Origin of the sequence: Actinophytocola algeriensis (assembly GCF_014203735.1) — a bacterium.
In the GTDB taxonomy this organism is placed as follows: domain Bacteria; phylum Actinomycetota; class Actinomycetes; order Mycobacteriales; family Pseudonocardiaceae; genus Actinophytocola; species Actinophytocola algeriensis.
The window spans coordinates 321,551-344,554 of the sequence record NZ_JACHJQ010000003.1 but is presented as its reverse complement, the minus strand read 5'-3'; the positions used below and the strand labels follow the sequence as shown (position 1 = coordinate 344,554).

Annotated in this window: 20 protein-coding genes and 1 pseudogene; 11 read left to right on the top strand and 10 right to left on the bottom strand. The window is 69.2% G+C overall.

Going from position 1 to position 23,004, the window contains the following annotated elements; all coding sequences use genetic code 11:
• Positions 1–35 precede the first annotated feature (35 nt).
• Positions 36–650, top strand: a complete 615-nt coding sequence (locus FHR82_RS13915; RefSeq protein ID WP_184810807.1) for an SCP2 sterol-binding domain-containing protein — start codon at positions 36–38, stop codon at positions 648–650.
• A gap of 40 nt (positions 651–690) precedes the next feature.
• Positions 691–2,022 carry a pentapeptide repeat-containing protein gene (locus FHR82_RS13910; protein ID WP_184810806.1) on the top strand — a complete coding sequence of 444 codons (1,332 nt, stop codon included), beginning with the start codon at positions 691–693 and terminating at the stop codon, positions 2,020–2,022.
• Here the strand turns inward: FHR82_RS13910 and FHR82_RS13905 are convergent.
• Genes FHR82_RS13905 through pdhA form a run of 3 tightly spaced genes read right to left on the bottom strand, consistent with a single transcriptional unit; the run spans position 1,960 to position 5,513 of the window.
• Positions 1,960–3,282 (bottom strand): dihydrolipoamide acetyltransferase family protein, encoded by a 1,323-nt coding sequence (locus tag FHR82_RS13905; RefSeq protein ID WP_184810805.1) that lies wholly within the window; start codon positions 3,280–3,282, stop codon positions 1,960–1,962. The two genes, FHR82_RS13910 and FHR82_RS13905, sit on opposite strands and share 63 nt — an antisense overlap.
• A gap of 3 nt (positions 3,283–3,285) precedes the next feature.
• Positions 3,286–4,308: an alpha-ketoacid dehydrogenase subunit beta gene (locus tag FHR82_RS13900; protein ID WP_184810804.1), complete on the bottom strand. Its 1,023-nt coding sequence runs from the start codon at positions 4,306–4,308 to the stop codon at positions 3,286–3,288.
• Positions 4,308–5,513, bottom strand: a complete 1,206-nt coding sequence (gene pdhA, locus FHR82_RS13895; protein ID WP_184810803.1) for a pyruvate dehydrogenase (acetyl-transferring) E1 component subunit alpha — start codon at positions 5,511–5,513, stop codon at positions 4,308–4,310. Before pdhA ends, FHR82_RS13900 begins: the two co-directional genes overlap by 1 nt.
• A gap of 430 nt (positions 5,514–5,943) precedes the next feature.
• On the opposite strand from pdhA, the gene FHR82_RS13890 reads away from it, so the two are divergent.
• Positions 5,944–6,093, top strand: a complete 150-nt coding sequence (locus tag FHR82_RS13890; protein ID WP_184810802.1) for a hypothetical protein — start codon at positions 5,944–5,946, stop codon at positions 6,091–6,093.
• A 127-nt stretch (positions 6,094–6,220) separates the two neighbouring features.
• Complete coding sequence (locus FHR82_RS13885; RefSeq protein ID WP_311771133.1) at positions 6,221–7,597, top strand: M20/M25/M40 family metallo-hydrolase; 1,377 nt, start codon at positions 6,221–6,223, stop codon at positions 7,595–7,597.
• 117 nt (positions 7,598–7,714) lie between these two features.
• Here FHR82_RS13885 and FHR82_RS13880 read toward each other — a convergent pair whose 3' ends face one another.
• Positions 7,715–8,767, bottom strand: coding sequence for an ADP-ribosylglycohydrolase family protein (locus FHR82_RS13880; protein ID WP_184810800.1), 1,053 nt, complete (start codon positions 8,765–8,767; stop codon positions 7,715–7,717).
• 98 nt (positions 8,768–8,865) lie between these two features.
• Between FHR82_RS13880 and FHR82_RS13875 the strand changes: the two genes are divergently transcribed.
• Positions 8,866–9,942: an MFS transporter gene (locus FHR82_RS13875; protein WP_184810799.1), complete on the top strand. Its 1,077-nt coding sequence runs from the start codon at positions 8,866–8,868 to the stop codon at positions 9,940–9,942.
• Here the strand turns inward: FHR82_RS13875 and FHR82_RS13870 are convergent.
• The 6 genes and pseudogenes from FHR82_RS13870 to FHR82_RS13850 all read right to left on the bottom strand — a co-directional run bounded on the left by FHR82_RS13870 (position 9,931) and on the right by FHR82_RS13850 (position 14,264).
• Positions 9,931–10,629 carry an ESX secretion-associated protein EspG gene (locus tag FHR82_RS13870; protein ID WP_184810798.1) on the bottom strand — a complete coding sequence of 233 codons (699 nt, stop codon included), beginning with the start codon at positions 10,627–10,629 and terminating at the stop codon, positions 9,931–9,933. The two genes, FHR82_RS13875 and FHR82_RS13870, sit on opposite strands and share 12 nt — an antisense overlap.
• A gap of 50 nt (positions 10,630–10,679) precedes the next feature.
• Positions 10,680–10,829 carry a hypothetical protein gene (locus FHR82_RS13865; protein ID WP_184810797.1) on the bottom strand — a complete coding sequence of 50 codons (150 nt, stop codon included), beginning with the start codon at positions 10,827–10,829 and terminating at the stop codon, positions 10,680–10,682.
• Between the two features lie 741 nt (positions 10,830–11,570).
• A pseudogene (locus FHR82_RS48275) lies at positions 11,571–11,903 on the bottom strand (PPE domain-containing protein); the annotation flags it as partial.
• Positions 11,900–12,532 (bottom strand): DUF3558 domain-containing protein, encoded by a 633-nt coding sequence (locus tag FHR82_RS13860; RefSeq protein WP_184810796.1) that lies wholly within the window; start codon positions 12,530–12,532, stop codon positions 11,900–11,902. The pseudogene FHR82_RS48275 and the gene FHR82_RS13860, both read right to left, overlap by 4 nt.
• 2 nt (positions 12,533–12,534) lie before the next feature.
• Complete coding sequence (locus FHR82_RS13855) at positions 12,535–12,930, bottom strand: hypothetical protein (RefSeq protein ID WP_184810795.1); 396 nt, start codon at positions 12,928–12,930, stop codon at positions 12,535–12,537.
• Between the two features lie 113 nt (positions 12,931–13,043).
• A complete protein-coding gene (locus FHR82_RS13850) occupies positions 13,044–14,264 on the bottom strand; it encodes a hypothetical protein (protein ID WP_184810794.1) in 1,221 nt (406 codons plus the stop codon).
• A 108-nt stretch (positions 14,265–14,372) separates the two neighbouring features.
• Between FHR82_RS13850 and FHR82_RS13845 the strand changes: the two genes are divergently transcribed.
• The 6 genes from FHR82_RS13845 to FHR82_RS13820 all read left to right on the top strand — a co-directional run bounded on the left by FHR82_RS13845 (position 14,373) and on the right by FHR82_RS13820 (position 22,966).
• Entirely contained in the window at positions 14,373–17,060 is a 2,688-nt protein-coding gene (locus FHR82_RS13845; protein WP_225944018.1) for an MGH1-like glycoside hydrolase domain-containing protein, read from the top strand.
• Positions 17,061–17,156: 96 nt separating this feature from the next.
• The gene (locus FHR82_RS13840; protein WP_184810792.1) at positions 17,157–18,143 is read left to right on the top strand and encodes an ABC transporter substrate-binding protein; all 987 of its coding nucleotides are present in this window, start codon (positions 17,157–17,159) and stop codon (positions 18,141–18,143) included.
• A 2-nt stretch (positions 18,144–18,145) separates the two neighbouring features.
• Positions 18,146–19,066, top strand: a complete 921-nt coding sequence (locus FHR82_RS13835) for an amino acid ABC transporter permease (RefSeq protein WP_184810791.1) — start codon at positions 18,146–18,148, stop codon at positions 19,064–19,066.
• An 11-nt stretch (positions 19,067–19,077) separates the two neighbouring features.
• Positions 19,078–19,842, top strand: coding sequence for an amino acid ABC transporter ATP-binding protein (locus tag FHR82_RS13830; RefSeq protein WP_446471771.1), 765 nt, complete (start codon positions 19,078–19,080; stop codon positions 19,840–19,842).
• A gap of 242 nt (positions 19,843–20,084) precedes the next feature.
• Positions 20,085–22,313 (top strand): translocation/assembly module TamB domain-containing protein, encoded by a 2,229-nt coding sequence (locus tag FHR82_RS13825; protein WP_184810790.1) that lies wholly within the window; start codon positions 20,085–20,087, stop codon positions 22,311–22,313.
• Between the two features lie 179 nt (positions 22,314–22,492).
• Positions 22,493–22,966, top strand: a complete 474-nt coding sequence (locus FHR82_RS13820) for an SRPBCC family protein (protein ID WP_184810789.1) — start codon at positions 22,493–22,495, stop codon at positions 22,964–22,966.
• Positions 22,967–23,004: the final 38 nt, after the last annotated feature.

Here is a 23,004-nt window from a genome sequence, read left to right as displayed (position 1 = left end):
AACGTAGCGTTACCCGCCAGTAGATAAGGTGGAACATGCGATTCAGGCGCAAATCGGGGGCTTCGACGCTGAGCAGTCCGGTGGTCGAGAGCACGGTCGACATCGACGCGTTCGCCCGCGCGGTCGACCCGGCGCGGCTCGACGAGGAACAGTTCGTGCAGCTGATCGACGTCCTCGACATGCTCGGTCGCGTCGGCACGGGCATCGAGCTGGCCGCGATGCGCACGGACACGTTCGTCTGGTTCGTCTCCAGGGCGTCCACCACACAGCTGGAACACCTGATGACCCACCCGCACCTGCGCCTGGTCGTGTTCGAGGAGATCTTCCGGCGCATGGGCGAGCACCTGGACCCGGTGAAGGCGGCTTCGCTGAGCGCGGTCGTGCACTGGCGCCTGTCGGGCGGCGCGGGCGCGGGCGGCTACGACCGCTACGAGACGGTGATCGACAACGGCACGTGCACGTCCGGCCAGGCCCCGACCGCCGACGCCCGCGTCACGCTGACCCTGTCCCCGACCGACTTCCTGCGCGCGGTGACGGGCAGCGTCAACGTCGCGATGTTGTTCATGCGCGGCAAGGTGAAGGTGAAGGGCGACATCGCGTTCGCGGCCGGCCTGATCAACTACTTCGACCTCCCCCGGCCCGCCCAATAGGGGAGTCGCGGGCCTCGGCCGTCGGTAGGCTGCGGGGTCGATGAGACCCCGAGACCACGCCGACGCCTCGGCGGGCTCGATGACACTGTCCATCCTGGGCTGGGTCGTCGTGGCGCTGCTGGTCGGCGCAGGCACGAGCACACTGCTGCTGTGGGCGTTCGGCTGGCCGGGCCTGCCGAGGTCGGCGACGTTCACCGCGGCCGACACGATCGAGCTGCTGAAGATCGTCCTGGCGGTCATCGCGGGCTTCGGCGGTGTGGTGCTCCTTTCGGTCAACCACCGCAAACAGAAGGTCGCCGAGGGCGACCACCGCCTGGCGCTGCGGCAGGAGGAACGCGAGAAGTCCAAGCTCCTCAACGAACGCTTCGCCGCGGCGGCCGAACAACTGGCCCACGAGAGCGACCAGGTCCGCCTCGCGGGCGTCTATGCCTTGGCAGGCCTCGCGGACGACTGGGACGACGGCCGCCAGAAGTGCGTGGAAGTCCTGATCGCCTACCTGCGGCTGTCCGGATCGCGCGGGGGCGAGGTCGTGGACACGGTGTTCCGGCTGTTCCGCGAACGCCTGACCGGCGATTCCCCCTGGTGCGACGCCGACTTCGACTTCACCGGCATGAAGCTGATCGACATGGACTTCGGGGGGTTCACCTTCCGCGGCACCGTGACGCTGGACGACGTGGTCTTCCGAGGCGAGCGGACATCCTTCGCGGGCGCGGAGTTCCTGGGCACACTCCGTTGCCACGACGGGGAGTTCGCGGCGAGCCTGACCGACTTCCACGAGGCACGCTTCCTCGGCAGAGTCGAGTTCCACCACACCGTGTTCGGCTCGGCGCTCAACCTGAACGATCTGCGAGTGCGCGGTGGCCGGGTCGAGTTCGAACACTGCGTCTTCGAGCGGCCGATCACCGCGCGGAAGATCGTGGTCGACTCGGGCACGCTCCGGTTCGACAACTGCGTGTTCCAGAACGCCCCCGCAGACTTCCAGTACGGCCAGTTCGGGGCGCTGTGGGACGAACGAGACTGGTTCAACCAGCTCTTCAGCCGCGGGCACGGGCCGTCGCTCGGCACTCTCCACCTCGTCGAGTGCGTGATGGAGAAGTCGCCCGTGTCGCTGGTGGACATCCTCACGGAGCACGGACGGGTGGTGCTCCGGGACCTCGTGCTGGAGGAGAGCGTGCTGCGTATCACGTCGGCCGAGCCGCGGCACCCCTGGCTCGATATGCGGCGGATCGACGCCCGGAACGCCGAGGTGGATGTTCCTGTGCCGGAACGGTTCTGGAAGGGGCGTGCCCCGGAGGGCACGCCCCACCGATCAGAACGTGATGGCCATGGCGGGGTCGGCCATGATGGCGCCGACGTCCGCGAGGAACTGTGAACCCTGCTGGCCGTCGACCACCCGGTGGTCGAAGCTCAGCGACAGCTGGCACACCTTCCGCACCTTGATCTCGCCGTCCACCACCCACGGCATGTCCTTGATCGCGCCGAGCGCGAGGATCGCGGACTCACCCGGGTTGATGATCGGCGTGCCGGTGTCCACACCGAACACACCGACGTTGGTGATCGTGATCGTGCCGTGGAGCATGTCCGCCGGGGTGGTCTTGCCGTTCCGGGCGGTCACCGTCAGCTGCTCCAGTGCCTCGGCCAGCTCCCGCAGCGACATCCCGTCCGCGTCGCGGATCTTCGGCACCACCAGGCCGCGCGGCGTGGCGGCCGCGATGCCCAGGTGCACGTAGTCCTTGTAGACGATCTCCTCGCCCGCCCACGTCGCGTTCACGTCCGGCGTCCGCTTCGCCGCCAGGCACACGGCCTTCGCGGCGAAGGTGAGCGGGGTGATCTTGACGTCGCGGAACGACGGGTGCGTCTTCAGGCGCGCACGCAGCTCCATCATCGGCGTGACGTCGACCGTCAGGAACTCGGTCACGTGCGGCGCCGAGTACGCGCTCTCGACCATGGCCTGCGCGGTCATCTTGCGCACGCCCTTGACCGGGACCCGCCGCTCGCGGTCGCCGGACGCGACCGGGGCCGGGACCGGGGTCACCGCACCGTGGGCCGCGCGCTCGACGTCCTCGCGCGTGATCACGCCCGAGCCGGCCAGCGACCGCAGGTCGACGCCCAGGTCCTTGGCCAGCTTGCGCACCGGCGGCTTCGCCAGCGGCACCAGGGCCGACGGCTCCAGCAGCGCGGCGGGCGAGTCCGGCACGGTGACCGGCTTGGCGACCGGTGGCGGCGGGGCGGTGGCGACCGGCGCGGCCGGAGCCGGAGCCGTGTCCTTGCGGGCCCGCCGTTTCGCCGTCGACGCCTTGGGGCCGTAGCCGACGAGCATGGCCTGCCCGTTGCTCTCGGCAGCCGGAGCAGGGGCGGCGGCAGCGGCAGGCGCCGCGGCACCACCCGGGTCGACGTCGATCGTCACGATCGGCGCGCCCACGTTGACCGTCTGGCCGGGCTCGGCGTGCAGTTCCGTGACCACACCGGCCCATGGGCACGGCAGCTCGACCGCCGCCTTGGCCGTCTCGATCTCGACGATGATCTGGTTGACCTTGACCTCGTCCCCCGGCTTGATGTGCCAGGTCAGGATCTCGGCGTCGACCAGCCCCTCTGCCGTGTCGGGCAGGGGGAAGACCTTGAAGTCAGGCATGCCTCACCAGCCCAGCGAACGGTCGACGGCGTCCAGCACCCGGTCGAGGTCGGGGAGGAACTCCTCCTCGAGTTTCGACGGCGGGTACGGGGCATCGAAGCCCGTCACGCGCAGGATCGGCGCCTCCAGCGAGTAGAAGCACTCCTGCTGCACCCGCGCGGCGATCTCCGACGACAGCGACGCCTCGCCAGGCGCCTCCGACACGACCACCAGGTGACCGGTGCGGCGCACCGAGTCGTACACGGGCGTCAGGTCCATCGGGGACAGCGCACGCAGGTCGATGACCTCGAGCTCCTTGCCCTCCTCGGCCGCGGCGGCCGCCGACTCCAGGCACGTCTTCACCATCGGGCCGTACGTGGCGATGGTCGCGTGGGTGCCCTTGCGCAGCACCCGCGACGCGAACAGCGGCTCCGGCTTCGCGTCGAAGTCCAGCTCCGCCTTCTCGTAGTACCGCCGCTTCGGCTCGAAGAACAGCACCGGGTCGTCGCACCGGATGGCCTGCTGGATCATCCAGTAGGCGTCGACCGGGTTGGAGCACGACACGACCTTGAGGCCGGCGGTGTGCGCGAAGTACGACTCCGGCGACTCGGAGTGGTGCTCGACCGCGCCGATGCCGCCGCCGAACGGCACGCGGATCACCATCGGCAGGTTGATCTTGCCCTGGCTGCGGAACCGAAGCTTCGCCACCTGCGACACGATCTGGTCGAACGCGGGGAAGATGAACCCGTCGAACTGGATCTCGCACACCGGCCGGAAGCCGCGGATCGCGAGACCCACCGCCGTGCCGATGATGCCGGACTCCGCGAGCGGCGTGTCCAGCACGCGCTGCTCACCGAAGTCCTTCTGCAGCCCGTCCGTGATTCGGAAGACGCCGCCGAGCTTGCCGACGTCCTCGCCCATGACGATGACCTTCGGGTCCGCCTCCATGGCGGCACGCAGGCCCAGGTTCAGGCTCTTGCCCAGGGTGACGGTCTGGCTGCTCGTCCTGGGCGACTCCGCTGACTTGTTCATGACTGGCGCCGCCATCAGTGCTCACCTCCATCGAACCCGGCCGCGTACTCGAGGTAGGCGTCGCGCTGCGCATCCAGCACCGGGCTGCCCTCCGCGTAGACCTCGGAGAACATCCGCCCCGGAGGCGGTTCCGGCATGTTCTGGCAGAACTCGCGCAGCTCGGCCGCGAGCTGGTCCGACTCGTCCTGGACCTGGTCGAAGAACTCGTTCTCGGTGTCCATGTGCCGCACCAGGTGCACGCGTACCCGCTCGATCGGGTCCTTCAACTTCCACGCCTCCAGCTCGTCGGACAGCCGGTAGCGCGTCGGGTCGTCGGTCGTGGTGTGCGCGTCCATGCGGTAGGTGAACGCCTCGATCAGGACCGGGCCGTTGCCGTGGCGGCACTCGTCGAGCGCCCAGCGGGACACGGCCAGGGTCGCGAGGACGTCGTTGCCGTCGACGCGGATGCCGGGGAAGCCGTAGCCGCGGGCACGCTGGTAGAGCGGCAGCCGCGACTGGCGTTCGGTGGGCTCTGAGATGGCCCACTGGTTGTTCTGGCAGAAGAACACGAGCGGCGCGTCGTACACCGACGCCCACACGAAGCCCTCGTGCACGTCGCCCTGCGAGGTCGCGCCGTCGCCGAAGTAGCAGATCGTGGCTTCACCGTCGTCGTCGCCGACTTTGCCCTCGAAGCGCTGGCCCATGGCATAACCCGCCGCGTTCAGCACCTGGTTGCCGATGACGATCGTGTACAGGTGGAAGCGGTTCGCGAGCGGGTCCCAGCTGCCGTGGTCGGTGCCGCGGAAGATGCCGAGCAGCTCCGTCGGCTTGACGCCACGGGTCCACGCGACACCGTGCTCCCGGTAGCTCGGGAACGCCATGTCCTGCGGTTTGAGTGCCCGGCCGGACCCGATCTGCGCGGCTTCCTGGCCGAGCAGCGGCACCCAGATGCCGAGCTGGCCCTGCCGCTGCAGTGCGTTCGCCTCACGGTCGACCCGCCGCGTCAGGACCATGTCGCGGTAGAGGTTCCGCAGGTCCTCGGCGGTGACGTCGGAGACGTAGGGGTCCCACTGGCTGTTGGGCACCCGCTCGCCTTCCGGCGTGAGGAGCTGCACCAGCTCCGGGCCACCCTCACTCGTTGCGCGCAAACCGGCGATCACCTGCTCCGCGGTCGGCTTGGCCGCGGTGGCGGCCGGTCCGACGCCGGGTTCCGGGTGCGTCCACTGTTCTGGGGACGACATTCGTTCTCCTAGTTGTCGACGCCGGGCGTTCGCTTGTGGCGTCCGCACGGCCGCGCCACCGGCGGTCCACCAGCCCGGGTAAAGGGAGGCTCGACCGTCGTTGGCACTGACGGTTTCGGGGTTCATCCTGGCATGCGTTGGCTCGATCCGGTGAGGTCCGAACGTCGGCATCTTGGCGTCCGCGACGCGCTGAGCTGCGGAAACCGTAGGACAACCGACATTAGGGCGTTCATCGGCGGGTCTGTCACCACCTACTGGCGGGCAGTGAACGCGGCAGCTCAGAGCAGTCGTCGGTCGCGGGTTCCGCTGACCCGCGCGACGCCGGTTCCGGCGTCCGGCTCACCAACTCGCGCATGGAAAGTGATCTGCGTCACCTTCCATCGTAGTCGTCTCCGCTCGACGACCGCCGGAGGCGAACTACCCTTGGGTGATGGCCGACTGGCGAGACGAGCGCGTGCGACGGGCCGAGGCTGCCCTGGAGGAGGCCGCGGACGCGGCCGAGGAAATCCTCTCGTCGATCGCCCCCCGCCAGCTGCCCGAGCCGGAGCCGGAGCCGTCGGTGCTGCGCGACGCCTGGTAGTGGCAGTATCGCCGGAGTGGACAACGCACAGGTACGCACGACTGATGATTCGCTCGGCGAGCTCCGCACGACTGATGATTCGCTCCGCAAGCTCCGCTCAACGGTCGAACGGACATGGGACGCGGAGATCCTGCCGAGCCTGTCCGAGCTGGTGAAGATCCCCGCCGTGTCGGTGGTGTTCGACGCGAAGTGGGCCGAGCACGGCCACCTCGACGCCGCCGCCGAACACGTCCGCGCCTGGCTCGCCGCCCGCGCGATCCCCGGCGCGACCGTCGAGATCCTCCGCCTCCCCGAGCGCACCCCCGTGGTGCTGATGGACGTGCCGGCGTCCGACGGCATGCCGGAGGACGGCGGGACCGTCCTCCTGTACGGCCACCTCGACAAGCAGCCGCCGGTCGGCGGCTGGGGTGAGGGCCTCGGCCCGTGGACCCCGGTCATCCGCGGCGACCGGCTGTACGGGCGCGGCGCCGCCGACGACGGCTACTCCGGTTACTCGGCGTCGGCCGCGATCGAGGCGCTGCAGGCCGCCGGCGGCAAGCACGCGCGCTGCCTGGTGCTGCTCGAGCTGAGCGAGGAGTCCGGCAGCCCGGACCTGGACGCGTACCTCGAGGCGTACCGCGAGCGGCTCGGCGACATCTCGCTGGTCGTGTGCCTGGACTCCGGCGGCCAGGACTACGAACGGCTGTGGCTGACCACCTCGCTGCGTGGTCTCGTGTCGACGACGGTGACCGTGCACGTCATGGACGCCGGCCAGCACTCCGGCTCGGCGAGCGGCATCGTGCCCAGCTCGTTCCGGATCATGCGGCAGCTGCTGGACCGCATCGAGGACGCCCGCACCGGCGAGATCCTGCTGCCCGAGCTGCACGGCCCCATCCCGCCGGAGCGCGACGCGGAGATGAAGGCCCTCGCCGACCTCGCCCCCGGCGCGGCCAAGGCGGCGTTCCCGCTGGTCGACGGCATGTCCGCGGCGTCGGACGACGACTACGAGCTGATGGCGAACAACTCGTGGCGACCCACCCTGTCGATCATCGGCGCGGCAGGCCTGCCGCTGCCGGAGGACGCGGGCAACGTCCTGCGCCCGTTCACGACGCTGAAGCTGAGCTTCCGCCTGCCGCCGACGGCCGACCCGAAGACCGCGCTCGCCGCGGTCGAGCGGGTGCTGACCACCGACGTGCCGTACGGCGCGAAGGTCACGCTCTCCGCGCCGGAGGAGGGGCCGGGCTGGAACGCGCCGCCGATCGCGCCGTGGCTGCGGTCCGCGCTGGACTCGCTGAGCGAGACCGTGTTCGCGGGCAGCCAGTGGCAGACCATGCGGCTCGGCGGGTCGATCCCGTTCATGGGCTCACTGGCGGAGGCGTACCCGAAGGCGCAGTTCGTGGTCACGGGCGCGCTGGCGAACGACAGCAACCCGCACGTGCCGGACGAGTGGCTGCACATCCCGCAGGCCAAGCGCGTCACGGAGTCGGTGGCGCACCTGCTGGACGCCCACGCGTCGGCGCTGTGACGATGTTCGCTCCGCAAGCTCCGCTCAGGGACGATGTTCGCTCCGCAAGCTCCGCTCAGGGACGATGTTCGCTCCACATGCTCCGCTCAGGGACGATGTTCGCTCCGCAAGCTCCGCTCAGGTGAACGGGTAGCGGTCACCCCAGGCCGGGGGCGCGTCACCGAACTCGGCGAGCGCGTCCCTGGTCAGCTGCTCGATCACGTCCCGCAGTTCCAGCTCCGCCAGCCATTCCGGCGGGATCGTCGCCGTGCCCCGCATGGCGCCGAGGAGGTTGCCGCAGATCGCGCCGGTGGAGTCACTGTCGCCGGAGTGGTTGACCGCGAGCAGCAGCCCGTCCCGCATGTCCTCCGCGGCGAGCGCGGCGGCGACCGCGATCGCGAGCGCCTCCTCACCGGTCCAGCCACCGCCGAGCTTCTCGGCGATCGACTCGGGCGTCGGCCTGCCGTGCGCCACGGCGGCGTCGAGCGCGGCGACCTGTTCCTCGTGGCCGTCCCAGGTCAGCAGCTTCGCCCTGGTGGCGGCGATGGCGTCGGGCAGCGCGGCGTCCTGCAGCAGCAGGTGGACCAGGTGCGCGAGCGCGCCCGCGGACAGGTAGCCGCTCGGGTGGCTGTGGGTCAGCAGGCCGTTGCCGACGGCGAACGCGAACGCGTCGTCGCCCAGCAGTGCGTAGGGCGCGACACGCATGACCGCACCGCAGCCCTTGGAGTTGTTGAGGCGGTTGTCGAACGAGCCGCGTGGCTGGCCGCGGGAGAAGGCGCGGAGTGCCTGGGTGACCGTGTTGCCGGGGGCGCGCATGGCGAACAGGCCCTTGTTGGTGATCAGCCAGCCGTCCGGTTCGGGTTTCGTGGCGAACACGCCGCCGTTGTCGGCCCAGCGCGTCTCCATGCCCTGCGTGTGCAGCCAGCGCTGGTAGGCGTGCTGCATCGGCGCGAACAAGTCGTCGTGCTCGCCGCGGTGGCCCCGGATGAGCCCTTCGAGGGTGAAGAGGGTCATCTGGGTGTCGTCGGTGATGGTGCCGCGGCCGCCGTACTCCTCTTCGTAGCCGGTGGTGCCGTCCGGCCCGAACTGGCGGCGGATGGTCTCGATGGTGAGGAACTCGACCGGCGCTCCGAGCGCGTCCCCCACCGCACCCGCCAGGATGCAGCCCAGAAATCGGTCGTCATCGATCATGGTGCAAGGCTACGATCTTTTGTATGCGCGCATGGTTCCGACATTGATCTGACCTAGCACCGAGGTTCCCGGCGACGCTGGTGGCGTCGCTCCTCCTGGTGCGCTTTTTCGACGAGACGGTGGCCTACCTGCCGTACGCGGCGGTGGAGTCCATCCGCGCGGACGTCGACCTGACGTACGCACAGGCGGGGTTCCTGCTGTTCCTGTACCCCGGCATAGGCCTGCTGACCACGCCTTTCGGTGTCCTGGTCGACCGTTGCAACAGGCGAGTGCTGGCAGCGATCGGCGGCCTGGGTTACGGCGTGGGCCTGTTCCTGTTCGCGGCGGCGGGCGACTTCTGGGCGCTGTTCGTCGCGGTCTGCGTGATGGGGACCCTCGGCGACCTGCTGGTGACCGCGGGAGAAGTGTCGCTGGTGGAGATCGCGGGCGACAACGCGGAACCCGCGCTGGCACGCGCGAACCTCCTCGCGGCGATGGGGGACCTGGCGGGCCCACTGCTGCTGGCGACGGCGTTGTGGTCGGGCCTCGGCTGGCGCGCCGCGTTCTGGGCGGCGGGCGTGATGATGGTGGCCTACGGCGTGCTGCTGGCGACCAGGCCGCTGCCCCGCCCGGAACCGGACGACGAGGAAAGCGCGTTCGGCGCCCTGATGTCGGTGATCCGCGACCGCCGGGTGATCGCGGCCGGGCTGCTGGTGGCGGTCATCGTGGCGTTCGATGACACGTTCATCGGTTTCGCGGTGGCGTTCCTGATCACCGACCAGGACCTGAGCCCGGCACTGGCGACGGTGGCGACGGGCGCGGGCCTGACGGGTGGCGTGGCGGCGGCCGCGTGGGCAAGCCGGACCACGCGCCGGCGAGTGGGCCTGCGAACCTGCGCGGTGGCGCTGACGGCGGGGGTCTTCCTGCTGGTCCTGGTCCCGACAACGGTGACGGCGGCGATCGCGATGGCACTCGTCGGTGCGGCGGTGAACCTGGCGTGGATCATCCTGCAGGCGCGGTACATGACGCTGCGCCCGGGCCAGGCGGGTGCCACGTCGTCGGTGGCGGAAGCGGTGGCCCAGATCGGCGTGACCACGCCGCTGGTGATCGGCCTCCTGGCGGACCACACCGGCCTGGGCCCGGCAATGTGGCTGTACTGCGCGATAGCGGTGGTGTTCATCGCCTCAGCGCGCTAGCTCGAGCACCTTGTCACCGATGTGCTGATGCGTCCCGGGCGCCGCGCTGATCCACCGCTCCCCCCGAACCCGCGAAACGGACAGCGCCCACCGCCCGTCGACGAGATCGAGAACGGTGAGCCACCGCTCAGACCGCTGCCGAACCCCGCTCACGTCCCGCCTGGCGGTGTAGAGCTTGGCAACGGAGACGCGCGAGGCCTTGAGGAGGGCGTCCAACCGCCGAGCCCCATCCGGCCGGGCCGATGACGATCGCCGCATGACGCTGCCGTCGGCCCGCCCCCGGGGCGCGTGAAAGTCAGCGTGGCGAACGGAAAACGGCTCCCCGTGGGCCACCCCGACATCAGGCAACCGCCACACGAGCGTCTCGACCATGCGGTCGGGATCGCACCGCTCGAACCGGACCCGCTCCCCGGACCGCACGACCAGCACGGCCTGCCGCCCATGTGCGGCAACGAGAACGGAGTAGGCCTCGTCAGAGCTGGTGACCCACCCGTAGTACTCGACAGAGGCCCGCTGAACGACATTCACAAGATCGAGAAACGAGTCGAAATCCCCGCGCTCCCCAAGCCCGGCGTCCCGCAACTCCTGCTGAACAACCCGAGCGGCCTGATCGGCAAACCGAGGCGACACATAACGCTCACCCCCGGCGAAAACAGTGTGCGGCTCCCCGAGATTCTCCTTCTGCATCAGACTGAGCAGAGGAAAGACGGAAAGCTCAACCTTACTCCCGGTCCGCATCAGTCCTCGTATTCGTCGTCGCCGATGACCGGAGGAGCGGTCAGCACCGCACTACCGAAGATCTCCTCGGAGTCCACCTCGATGAGCACCTTCCGCTCATGCTCGGCATCCTCGTCACCATTCCCCTTGTTTCCCAGCGGCGCACCCACCGCCCCCACCCCGCCACGCGCAGAACCAGCCCCAGCGGCACCACGCCGAACAGCGTTCTCCTCAGCGGAAAGCGGCCCAACCCCGACAGCACCCCCAGGCCCACGAACAACCCCAGTACCGCCCGCGCCACCGCCCCCGCGACCGTCGCCACCCATCCGAGGCACACCCCCACCCCCACCGCCGGAATACCCACCGACAGGAACCCCGCCAACAACCCCACCGGGCCCCGCGGAAACAGACCCCCCAACCCCAGGCAAAGAAGAAGAATACCCAGAAGAAGGAGAACCACCAACCACCCCAGGCCGATAGTCATTGGCCTGGGTCACCCCGCCCCCAGAAGGCAGAACCCCAGAAGACCCAGTAACCCCACCAGAACCCTCTTGAGGTCCACCAGATCCGGCCGGTTCCCCGGCAGAAGACCTCGGATAACCAGAAGAAGATCCACCAGGCCCGCTGTCTTCCCCTGGCCCGCCAAGCACCCCGTCCCCAGGCTTACCCCCGGGATGAGGCTCCCCAACCTCAATGCTGTCAGCAGACTTCACCGACACATCGCCCCCACCCCGACCGCCAGCGTGAAACTCCTGAGGCATATTCGTCTCGTTGTACTCGCTGGCCCCGTCATACTGCCCGAACACATCCATGTTGTGCTGAGCAATCCCCTGGTAAAACGCGACTTCCTTGGCGTGATCCACATCAAAGGGAACCGGCTCGTCCAGCGACTGCTGAGGCACATCAGGCACCGGCAGCACACTGTTGTAAGCCCTCTCAAAAGACCCGGCTTGCCGCGAGAGCAGGTCTTGCACGCGTTCGAGCTTGTCCGCGTTCGCGAGCACGTGGTCCCTGAGTGGCAGCGCTGCTCCATGAGCCGCCGCGCTCGCCTGCCCCTGCCATCCCGTTGCGATCAGGTCGGCGAGAGACGCGAGCAACTCCGCTCTGTCAGTCTCCTCTGGAAGCTCCATCTGGGTGCTGAACTGCGCGTTGTTGAGCGAACCCGAGCCCTTGCCGTCACGAAGTTGGTGATAGATCTCAGCTGGTGTCAGGAACGGTGTGTATCCGTCAGTCGAGGTATTCATGAGTTCGCCTTGATCGTTTTCAGCATCTCGCGTGTTGCCATCACGCCTGCCTCGCACGGGTCCGTCTTGCCGATGTTGGCCCGCGACAGATTCGTCAACGTCTGGAATGCGAGGTCGTCCGAGAGGCCGACCGTTATCGAGCACTGGCTCGTGGGCTTGTCCGTTCCCGTGTCGAATATCGCGGCAGGGAAACCCTCGAGATCGTCGATGGGCTTGAAGTACCGGTAGTACCCGGCGCTCTCCTCCGCGTAAGCGATGCTCAACCCTCGCCTGACGCTCGAAAGGAAGGAGATCCCCGTCGCTCCGCCGCTGTCCGGGTTGCGCCAGATGCACCCTCCGCCGAACTCCGTGTCCGCGGCCTGCCCATCCGGCGGTACGTTGAGTCTGCTCGCCTGGGCCGGGGTCAGTGCATCGCACGGGTTCTGTTCGAAGTGGGTCGCGTCGATGGGGTTCTCTACCTTCGGGGCGCCGTTCGTCGGCAGCTCGTCGGGAGGTGAGTCCCCGCTGGTCGGGGTATCGGTGGAATTCACCCGATCGGGTATTGGGGTGCCCGGGGCCGCGGTGGTGCAGGCGGCCAGGCCGACCAGGCTGACCGCGACGACGGCGGCACCTGTGAACCGGATGCTCACAGTCAGATCCCCGCCTGCGGTCCGGACTTGTTGATCAGGAGGACCGACTGGTGTTCCTGGCCTCGGTAATCGTCCAGGGTGTCCTGCAGGAGTTGGGCCTGTTCGATGCAGTACCAGTAGTTCCTGACCACGTACTCGTAGTACTCCTTGGTCGCGTTCGTGGCGGCGTCGGCCTGGCCCCTGCTCGCGAAGTCGAGGCCGGGGGGTGCGATCGGGTCGGTGGAGACGCGCTGGCTGGACGCCAGGTAGCGGTCCGCCAGCTCAGTCCACTTCGTGACCAGCGATGTCAGCGTTGCCTCGTCGTAGGCGAAGCCGGCGCTCGTGGACTCGACGGGCGTCGGGCTGCCCATCTTCTCCAGGCGTCGGTAGCCCTCGCTCTGCTCGAGTCTTCCGCTCATTCCTCTCGGCCTCCCCCAGATCCGCCTGTGACGTGGCGGATGCGCTCGGTAGTCGAGAATACGACATGCCGGTGCGCGCTGTGACCAATTCGCCGTCGAACCGCTCGCTCGGGTCAGTCTTCGTACTCGTCGTCGCCGATTACCTGGGGGGCGGTCAGTATGTCGCTGCCGAAGGTTTCTTCCGCGTCGGTTTCGATGAGGATCTTGCGCTCGTGTTCGGTGTCCTCGTCGTCCTTGCCCCGGCCTGCTCCCATCGGGGCGCCCACGGGGCCTCCCGCGCCCCCTGGGCGGATGCCAGCCGCGGCTTGTGCGGCCCTTCTAGCTGCGGCTTCTTCCGCTGCTACGGCACCTGCCGCCGCGCCGGGGCCGGGGCCCGGGGTGGGGCCGAAGCCGCGTGGGCCGCCGCCTCCTGGGCCGCTGCCATAGCCGCCGCCACCGCCTCCGCCGCCACCCCGGGGGCCGAAGCCGCCTCCGCCGTACGGGGCACCGCCGGTGTAGTTGCCCGGGTCCGCCGAGACCGGGGACGGGCGGTGCACGGGTGGGTACGACGGCGGGTAGGAGTACGGCGGTTGCGGTGACGGACGGTAGTCGTTGGGGGTGGTCTGCTGGCCGCCGGACGGGACGGTGCCGGGGTGACCGCCGCCGGTGGACGGGCCGCCGGCAGCCGGGCCGCCGCTTCCCGGGCCGCCTGGGTAGCCGCTCGGGCCCGCGCCGTAACCGCTGTAGTTCCCGGGACCGCCGCTGTGCTCACCGGGGCCGCCGCTCCTCGGGCCGGAGTCGCCGACCTCGATCGTGTCCGCGGGCGGGGTCACCGTCACGTCGCCCGTGGCGCGGTTCGTCGTGTTGTACTCCTGCGGCATGTGTGTCTCGTTGTACGAGCTCGCGCCGTCGTAGTCGCGGAACACGGCGAAGTTGTTCTGCGCCGCCGACTGGTAGTCCGCCGTGTCCTTGTCGATGTCGGTGTCGAACGGGAACGCGTCGGTCAGCGAGTTCTCCGGCGGCTTCTCCGGCACCGGCCGCACCCGGTTCGCCGCGTCGACGAACGATGCGCTCTGCCTGCTCAGCAGGTCCTGCGACACCCGAAGCTGGTCGGCGCCCCGCAGCGCGTACTCCGCCAGCGGGCTCACCGCGCTGTAGGCCCTGCCACCTGCCTCGCCCTGCCAGCCGGCCTGGATGGCGTTCGACAGCAGCATGATCTGGTCGGCGCGCTGGTTCTCGCGTTCCATCTCGTGCTGGGTCGCGTTCTGCGCCAGGTCGAGCGACTCCGCGCCGGGCCCTTCCTTGAGCCACCGGTAGATGTCGTCGGCGGTCACGAAGAACCCGTACTCGCTCATCACGCCCTCCCCGCCTGCCAGTCACCTGGCGGCTGCGCTCGGTAGTCGACAATACGACATACCCCGGTTCGAGGTGGGCCACTTCGGGCAACCGGCATCATGGGTGCCATGGGCTCAGACCACACCTCCGAGCACGACCGGCTGGCCGAATCGGAGGAGATGGCCTCGCCATGGCGGTTCTGGGGGCCGTACCTCGCCGCGCGCCAGTGGGGAACCGTGCGTGAGGACTACTCCCCGCACGGCGACGCCTGGGGCTACTTCACCTTCGACCACGCCAGGTCGCGCGCCTACCGGTGGGGTGAGGACGGCATCGCCGGGATCTGCGACCGGCACGGGTTCCTCAACTTCGCCGTCGCCATGTGGAACGGGCAGGACGACATCCTCAAGGAGCGCTACTTCGGGCTCACCAACGGTGAAGGCAACCACGGCGAGGACGCCAAAGAACACTGGTGGGTGCTCGACGGCACCCCAACCCATTCGTGGATGCGGGTCCTCTACCGCTACCCGCAGGCCGCGTTCCCGTACAAGGAACTCCGGGCCCGCGCTGCCGAGGCGCGACGCGACGAGCGGGAGCCGGAACTCGCGGACACCGGGGTGCTGTCGGGCAACCGGTTCTTCGACGTGCAGGTGACCTACGCCAAGGCGGCGCCGGACGACATCTGTGTCGACATCACCGTCACCAACCAGGGCCCCGACGCCGCGCCGCTCCACCTGTTGCCGCAGCTGTGGTTCCGCAACACCTGGTCCTGGGGCCGGGACGCGCGGCGGCCAGCGCTGATCGCGTCCACCGCGCAGGGCTGGACCCGCGTCGTCGCCGAGCACTCGCGGATCGGCCGGTACACGCTGCAGGCCAGCGGTTCGCCGACGATGCTCGTCACCGACAACGAGACCGACGAGGTCGGGCTGTTCGGGCGCGGGCGCAACCCCAGCCGGTACACCAAGGCCGGCATCGACGACCACGTCGTGAACGGGCTGCTCGACGCGTGCCAGGTCGTCGAGCCGGGGACCGCGTCGCAGCCGGGGACCAAGGCCGCGGCCTGGTACCACTTCGAGTCCGTCGCGCCTGGTGAGTCGGTGTCCGTGCAGTTGCGGCTCATCGCCGGGAACGGGCACGGGCGGGCGTTCGGCAGCACGTTCCGCGACACGATGGCGGCGCGGCAGCAGGAAGCGGACGAGTTCTACGGCTCCGTCATCGCCAACCAGGACCCGCGGGAGCGGGCGGTGGTGCGCAAGGCGCTCGCCGGTCTGTTGTGGACCAAGCAGATCTACCGGTTCCGGCTGCGGCACTGGCTGGAAGGTGATCCAGCCAACCCGCCGTCGCCCGGCGAGCGGCTGCGGCCGGGCGCGCGCAACGTCCACTGGCGACACCTCGACGTCGCCGACGTGCTCTCCATGCCCGACGAGTGGGAGTACCCGTGGTTCGCGGCGTGGGACCTCGCGTTCCACATGATCCCGTTCGCGATGGTCGACCCGGCGTTCGCGAAGGACCAGCTGCTGCTGATGTGCCGCGAGTGGATGATGCACCCGGACGGCCAGCTGCCCGCCTACGAGTGGGAGTTCGGCGACGTCAACCCGCCCGTCCACGCGTGGGCGGCGCTGCAGGTCTACTTCGCGGAGCAGCACCGGACCGGTGTCGGTGACCGGGTGTTCCTCGCGCGGGTGTTCCACAAGCTGCTGCTCAACTTCTCCTGGTGGGTCAACAGGAAGGACCCCGAGGGCAACTACCTGTTCGAGGGCGGCTTCCTCGGCATGGACAACATCGGGCCGGTCAACCGGTCCGAGCGGCTGCCGGAGGGGTGGCGGTTCGAGCAGTCGGACGCGACCTCGTGGATGGCGACCTACGCGCTGCACCTCATGCGGATCGCGCTGGAGCTCGCGCGGCACGACGAGGCGTACGAGGACGTCGCGACGAAGTTCGTCGAGCACTTCCTGTCGATCGCGCAGGTGTCGTCGCGCTTCGGGTCGGCGGCCCGCGGGATCTGGGACGAGCAGGACGGTTTCTGCTACGACCTCGTGTCCCGCACCCACGGTGACGGTTCGGTCGAGTCCGCGCCGGTGCGGGTGCGGTCGATGGTCGGGCTCATCCCGGTGCTCGCCACCGCCCGGCTCGAGCCGTGGGTGTTCGCCGAGCTGCCGCACTTCGCGGCACGGCTGAACTACCTGCTGCACCACCAGCCGGAGTTCGGCCAGTTCATCAACTGGCGAGCGGGTGGGGAACGCAGCGCGCTGCTGTCCCTGTTGGACGAAGGCAAGCTGCGCCGCGTGCTGGCCCGCATGCTCGACGAGGACGAGTTCCTTTCGCCGCACGGCATCCGCTCGCTGTCCGCCGCACACCGCGACGGCATGGTGGTCGACGTCGCGGGTCAGCAGCACTGGCTCCGCTACGAACCCGGCGAGTCGCACACGCCCATGTTCGGCGGCAACTCCAACTGGCGCGGCCCGGTGTGGTTCCCGACCAACGCGCTGCTGGTCCAGGCGCTCCACACGATCGACGCGTTCCACCGCGGCGACCTGGCGGTCGAGCTGCCGACCGGCTCCGGCCGGACCATGCCGCTCGGCGACGCCGCCGACGAGCTGTCCCGCAGGCTCGCCGCGCTGTTCCTCCCCGGCGAGGACGGCCGCAGGCCGGCCGACGGGAAGCGCGTCGAGGCCAGTGACTCCCCGCTGTGGACCGAGCACGTCACCTTCAGTGAGTTCTTCGACGGGGACACCGGCGAAGGCCTCGGCGCCACCCACCAGACCGGATGGACCGCGCTGGTCGCGGCGTTGATCACAGGGTGGCCGCGCGCATGGTGACACGTCCGTAACATGCTGAACCTGTGCTCAGCGCATCCCAAATGGCAGGATGCGCTGAATTCAGACCGCCAGTAAGGCTCGAGGAGTGAAGAAGACGTGTCCCGTACCCGCCTGTCCGTGCTGACCGTGCTGTGCACCGCCGCGACCTTGTTCGCGGCCGGCTGCGGCGCCACGACCGAGAACCCCGCCGACCAGGGCGGCGGCAACGGTGGTGGAAGCGAGTGCACCCCGGGTGAGCCGTCGGACGTGCCCGACCCGAAGCCGCTGGACGTGGACGTCGCCGCCGACAGTGCGCTCGGTGGGCAGGTGCCCGCCTCGGTCAAGGCCGACGGCAAGATCGTCATCGCCACCGACGCCTCGTACGCGCCCAACGAGTACACCCTCGAGGCCTCCGACGAGATCATCGGCATGGACATCGACCTCGGCAAGGCGCTCGGCAAGGTGCTCGGCACAGAGGTCGAGTTCGTCAACGCCTCCTTCGACGGCATCCTCGCCGGTCTCCAGGCCGGCCGCTACGAGCTCGGCATGTCGTCGTTCACCGACACCAAGGAGCGCGAGCAGACCGTCGACTTCGTGACCTACTTCGAGGCGGGCACCTCGACGATGGTCCGCAAGTGCAACCCGAAGAACATCCAGACCATCGAGGACCTGTGCGGCAAGACGGTCGGCGCCCAGAACGGCACCACCCAGCTCGACCAGCTCACCCAGCCCGACGTCGAGGGCTCGGTCGTCAAGGCGTGTGAGGACGCAGGCAAGGAGCCGCCGACCTCCCAGGGCTTCCCGAAGCAGACCGACGTCAACGCCGCGCTCGCCGCCAACCGGATCGACGCCTACATGGCCGACAGCCCGGTGGTCGACTACGCCGTGAAGAAGACCGGCAACGCCTTCGAGAAGACCGGCGACGACACCGACACCGCGCCGTACGGCATCGCCGTCCCGAAGACCGCGGGCACCATGAAGGAAGCCCTCCAGGCCGCGGTCCAGAAGCTCATCGACGACGGTGCGTACCAGGAGATCCTGGACAACTGGGGCACCGGCGGCGGCGCCATCACCGAGGCCAAGGTCAACGGGGCCATCTACTGAGCATGACCTCCCCCGAGACCGACGAGCGAAAGAACCGGATCCCGCCCGAGCAGATCGTGGCGGTGCCCGTGCGGCACCCCGGCCGCTGGGTCGCGGCCGCGGCGCTGCTCGTGCTGGCCGCGATGCTGGTCAACAGCCTGGTGACCAACCCAGCCTGGAGCTGGGACGTGGTGTGGCAGTTCCTGTTCTCCGACCGTGTCCTCAAAGGACTCTGGGTGACCATCGAGCTGACCCTGCTCGCCATGGTCATCGGCGTGGTGCTGGGCATCGTGGTGGCGGTCATGCGGTTGTCCCGCAACCCGATCGTCTCCACGATCGCGTGGCTCTACGCGTGGTTCTTCCGGGGCACCCCCGTTCTGGTGCAGGTCATCTTCTGGTCGTACATCGCAGTCCTGTACCCGACACTGTCGCTCGGGATCCCGTTCGGGCCGGAGTTCGTCTACTTCGACTCGAACCTGCTCATCCCGATCTTCGCCGGCGCCGTGCTCGGGTTCGGGCTCAACGAGGCCGCCTACATGTCGGAGATCGTCCGCGCCGGCATCCTGTCCGTCGACCAGGGACAGACCGAGGCGGCCGAGGCGCTCGGCATGACCCGGCTCAAGATCCTGCGCCGGATCGTGCTGCCCCAGGCCATGCGGGTGATCATCCCGCCGACCGGCAACGAGACCATCTCGATGCTCAAGACCACCTCGCTCGCGAGCGTGATCGCGGTCGGCGACCTGTTCACCCAGGTGCAGCTGATCTACGGCGGTAACCTCAAGTATGTGCCGCTGCTCGTGGTGGCGAGCATCTGGTACCTGGTGCTGACCTCGCTGCTGTCGATCGCCCAGTACTTCATCGAACGCCGGTACTCCCGTGGTGCGATCCCGGCCCGCCAGGGCGGTTTCCTCGGGTTTGGCCGGCCGAAATCGGGGCTGGCATGACCGAGCCGACCATCACGCCCATGGTCAAGTCGGAGGGCGTGCACAAGTACTTCGGGCGCCTCGAGGTGCTCAAGGGCATCGACCTGGAGGTCATGCCCGGCGAGGTGATGTGCGTGATCGGACCGTCCGGGTCCGGCAAGTCCACGTTCCTCCGCTGCATCAACCACCTCGAGAAGCTCACCGCGGGCAAGCTCTGGGTCGATGGTGAGCTCGTCGGCTACCGGCAGAAGGGCGACAAGCTCCACGAGCTGCGCGACAACGAGGTGGCCGCGAAGCGCCGGGAGATCGGCATGGTCTTCCAGCGCTTCAACCTGTTCCCGCACATGACCGTGTGCGAGAACGTCATGGAGGCCCCGATCCAGGTCAAGGGCGTCGCCAAGGCCAAGGCCAGGGAACGGGCCCTCGCGCTGCTCGAGCGCGTCGGCCTCGCCGACAAGCCGAAGGCCTACCCCCGCGAGCTGTCCGGTGGACAGCAGCAGCGGGTCGCGATCGCCAGGGCTCTCGCCATGGATCCCAAGCTGATGCTGTTCGACGAGCCGACGTCCGCGCTCGACCCCGAGCTGGTGGGCGAGGTACTCGCGGTCATGCGCCAACTGGCCGAGGACGGCATGACCATGGTCGTGGTCACCCACGAGATGGGCTTCGCCAAGGAGGTCGGCGACTCGCTGGTCTTCATGGACGGCGGCGTGGTCGTCGAGCAGGGCAGCCCCCGGGACGTGATCAGCAACCCGCAGCACGAGCGCACCAAGGCCTTCCTCGGCAAGGTGCTGACGTAGTGCGACCCCTCCCGGTCGGCGACGGCCGGGAGGGTGCTCGGGCAGTGGCCGCGGGACTGCCGGCCTGGCCCTGTAGTTGACCTGGGGATTCCGGGCGTTGGCGCGCGGAGTCGATCTTCGGGAGCCCTCCCATGAGCGGTGTGCAATCTTTGATCAGCACGTTGCTGTCGAGTGGGAACCGTCCGTGATCGTGTCGCGTCGGAGTGTCGCGCCATGCAGGTGTCGTGTACGAGGGGCCTCTGATGACTGAAGAGCCGCCTGGTCGCAGGCTGGACCCGTTCGACCCGCAGCCGCCCGAGTGGGCGAGGGTGCGGGCCGAGGAGGTCGTGCGGCAGATCTTCGCCTTCGAGCCCGGGCCCGCCGGGTGGGGTCCGGCGAGTGGCTGGGGCCGCAGACGAGCCACCACGCCGCCGGTTCTCCGGTTCACGGACAAGCACATCGTCGGTGTCCTCGACCTGCGGGCCGTCGAGTTCCCGCACCTGCTCGAGTTCGTGCGCTGCCGGTTCGAGGAGCCGCCGGACCTGCGGCAGACCAACCTCGCGGGCTGCGAGTTCGGGACGTGCAGGCTGCCCGGGCTCGAAGGGCGCAACCTCTACAGCGACAACGACCTGCGGTTCGTCGGTGGCACCCGCGTAGAGGGGCGGATCGACCTCACCGACGCCGAGATCAGCGGCTCGCTCGAGCTGACCGGCGCGAAGCTGACCAACGTCGGCGGGTACGCGCTGCACGCCGACCGGTTGCAGCTCGCGGGCGCGCTCCTGGCCGCGGACATGCAGGTGCGCGGCCAGCTGCGGATTCCCGGCCTGCGTACCGGCGGCAACGTCAACCTGTCCGGCGCCCTGCTCGACAGCCCCGAGGGCTACGCACTGGACGGGAACGGCATCCAGATCGGCGGCAACCTGCAGTGCGTCGCGACGAGTACGCGGCGGTTCACCTCGATCGGGCGGCTGTACCTGCCGAGTGCGCGGATCGACAGCGACTTCTCCCTGCGCGGTGCGCTGCTGCGGCCCGCGGACAAGGACTACAGCGACGGTGGCAACCAGCGGTTCTTCGACCAGCGCGCCACGTTGATCGCCGACCGGATGCAGGTGTCCGGCAACGTGGACCTCGACAAGGAGTTCACCAGCACCGGCACGCTGCGGATCGTCAACGCGCGCATCGGCGGGTCGCTGCGGCTCTCCGGCGCGACCGTCGACCTGTCCGGCGGCGTGGAGCCGTTCGAGGAGCGGACCGGCAAGACGGAGGCCCCCGGGCCGTACCGCTACCGCGCGCTGCACCTCGACGGCACCGAGATCGACGGCGGGATCGACGCGAGGAACACCCGGATCGCCGGGCAGGTGCGGCTGGTCGACGTGAACGCGCGTGGCAGCGTCGTGCTGGACGGCTCGATCCTGAGCAACCGCAACGGGGACGTGGTCGAGGGCCGCAGGTTCACCACCGGTGGCAACCTCGACGCGCGTGGCGTCGTGGTGTTCGGCTCGGTGCTGCTGCCGGAGGCCGGCATCGGCGCCAACTTCGACCTGCGCGCCTCCCGGCTCGTCAGCCCCGGCCGGTACCGGCGCGACCAGTCCCAGAAGCCGTCGGTCGACCTGCGGGTGGCCCAGATCGGCCGGGACCTCGTCTGTGCCCGCGGCGACGGCAAGTCGTTCTCGGCGCACGGTGAGATCCGGATCCGGCGCGCGGAGATCGGCAGGCAGACGAACTTCCAGGGCGCCGAGCTCGGCTCGAAGCTCAACGTGACCGCCATCAACGGCTTCGGGCTGATCACCCAGGAGCTGCGCGTCGACGTGGCCGCCCCGCCGCGCGGCCACGTGAACCTGCAGCACGCCCGCTGCGCGAACCTCGCCGACAACGACAAGTTCTGGGACGCCTCTGGGCACATCTCGTTGCACGACTTCCGCTACGACGCGCTCGCCAAGCCGATCGAGCTGGACGACGACGCGCAGGTCAAGCACCGGCTCAAGCTGCTGCGCAACGCCATGGGCGACAACTACCGGCCCGGGCCGTACGACCAGTTCGCCACGATGCTGCGCGCCAACGGCAACGAGGAGCACGCCTCGACCGTGCTCATCGACAAGCAGCGCTGGCGGTACGCGGCCCTGGCCGACGGCTACCGCCTGCTCGGCCTGCCGGTGATGCTGTGGAGCTGGCTGCAGCGGTGGATGGTCGGCTACGGCTACCGGCCGATGCGCGCGCTGCTGTGGCTGCTGGCGCTGCTGGTCGCGGGCTCCGTCTGGTTCTCGCTGCAGCCGACGCCGGTCGAGGCCAACGCCGACGACAAGCTCGTGTGGAACCCGGTGCTGTTCACGATCGACCAGCTGGTCCCGATCGTCGACTTCGGCCACAAGAACCGGTGGCACTTCGACGGGGCGTCGCAGTGGATCACGGCCGGGCTCGTGGCGTCGGGTTGGATACTCGCGACGACCGTCGCGGCAGGCATCACCCGGATGCTGCGCAGGTCGTCGACCTAGGAGCGTGTCGCTGTCTCGTGTCACGAATCCATCGTCGGCACCGCGACCGGCCCGGCGCACCCCTCAGCCCGTACGAATGGACCGTTCGCTCGGCCTCGTGCTGGCGGTAGGCCCCCGGCCGCCGAAATACTCTCCGCAGCGGCGGCGAAACCGGCCCGCCGAGGTGGCAGGGAGGATCGATGGACGAGCCGAGCGCGGCGGCGCGCACCGAGGTGCACGCGTCGCCGGAGGTGGTGTACGCGCTGGTCAGCGACCCGCCGAGGATGGCGGAGCTGACCGAGGAACTGGCGCGCGTCAGCTGGCTCGACGGGGCGCGGGAGGCCGCCGTCGGCGTCCGGTTCCGCGGGCACAACCGGATCGCGTGGCGCCGCTGGAGCACCACGGCCACGGTCACCGACGCGGAGCCGGGACGGCGGTTCGCGTTCGAGGTCTCCTCGGTCGCGGGCATCCCTGTCTCCCGTTGGCAGTACGACATAGAGCAGACCGGGAAAGGGTGCCGGGTCGAGGAGTCGACCTGGGACCGGCGGCCCGTCTGGTTCCTCCCGTTCGCCAACCTCGTGACGGGCGTGCGCGACCGTGCGGAACACAACCGGCACAACATCGAGCGCACCCTGTCGCGGTTGAAGGCGGCAGCGGAGGCGGCACACGGTTAGCACGGGGTCGCGGTTACCATTCTTCGGTGCCAGAGCTC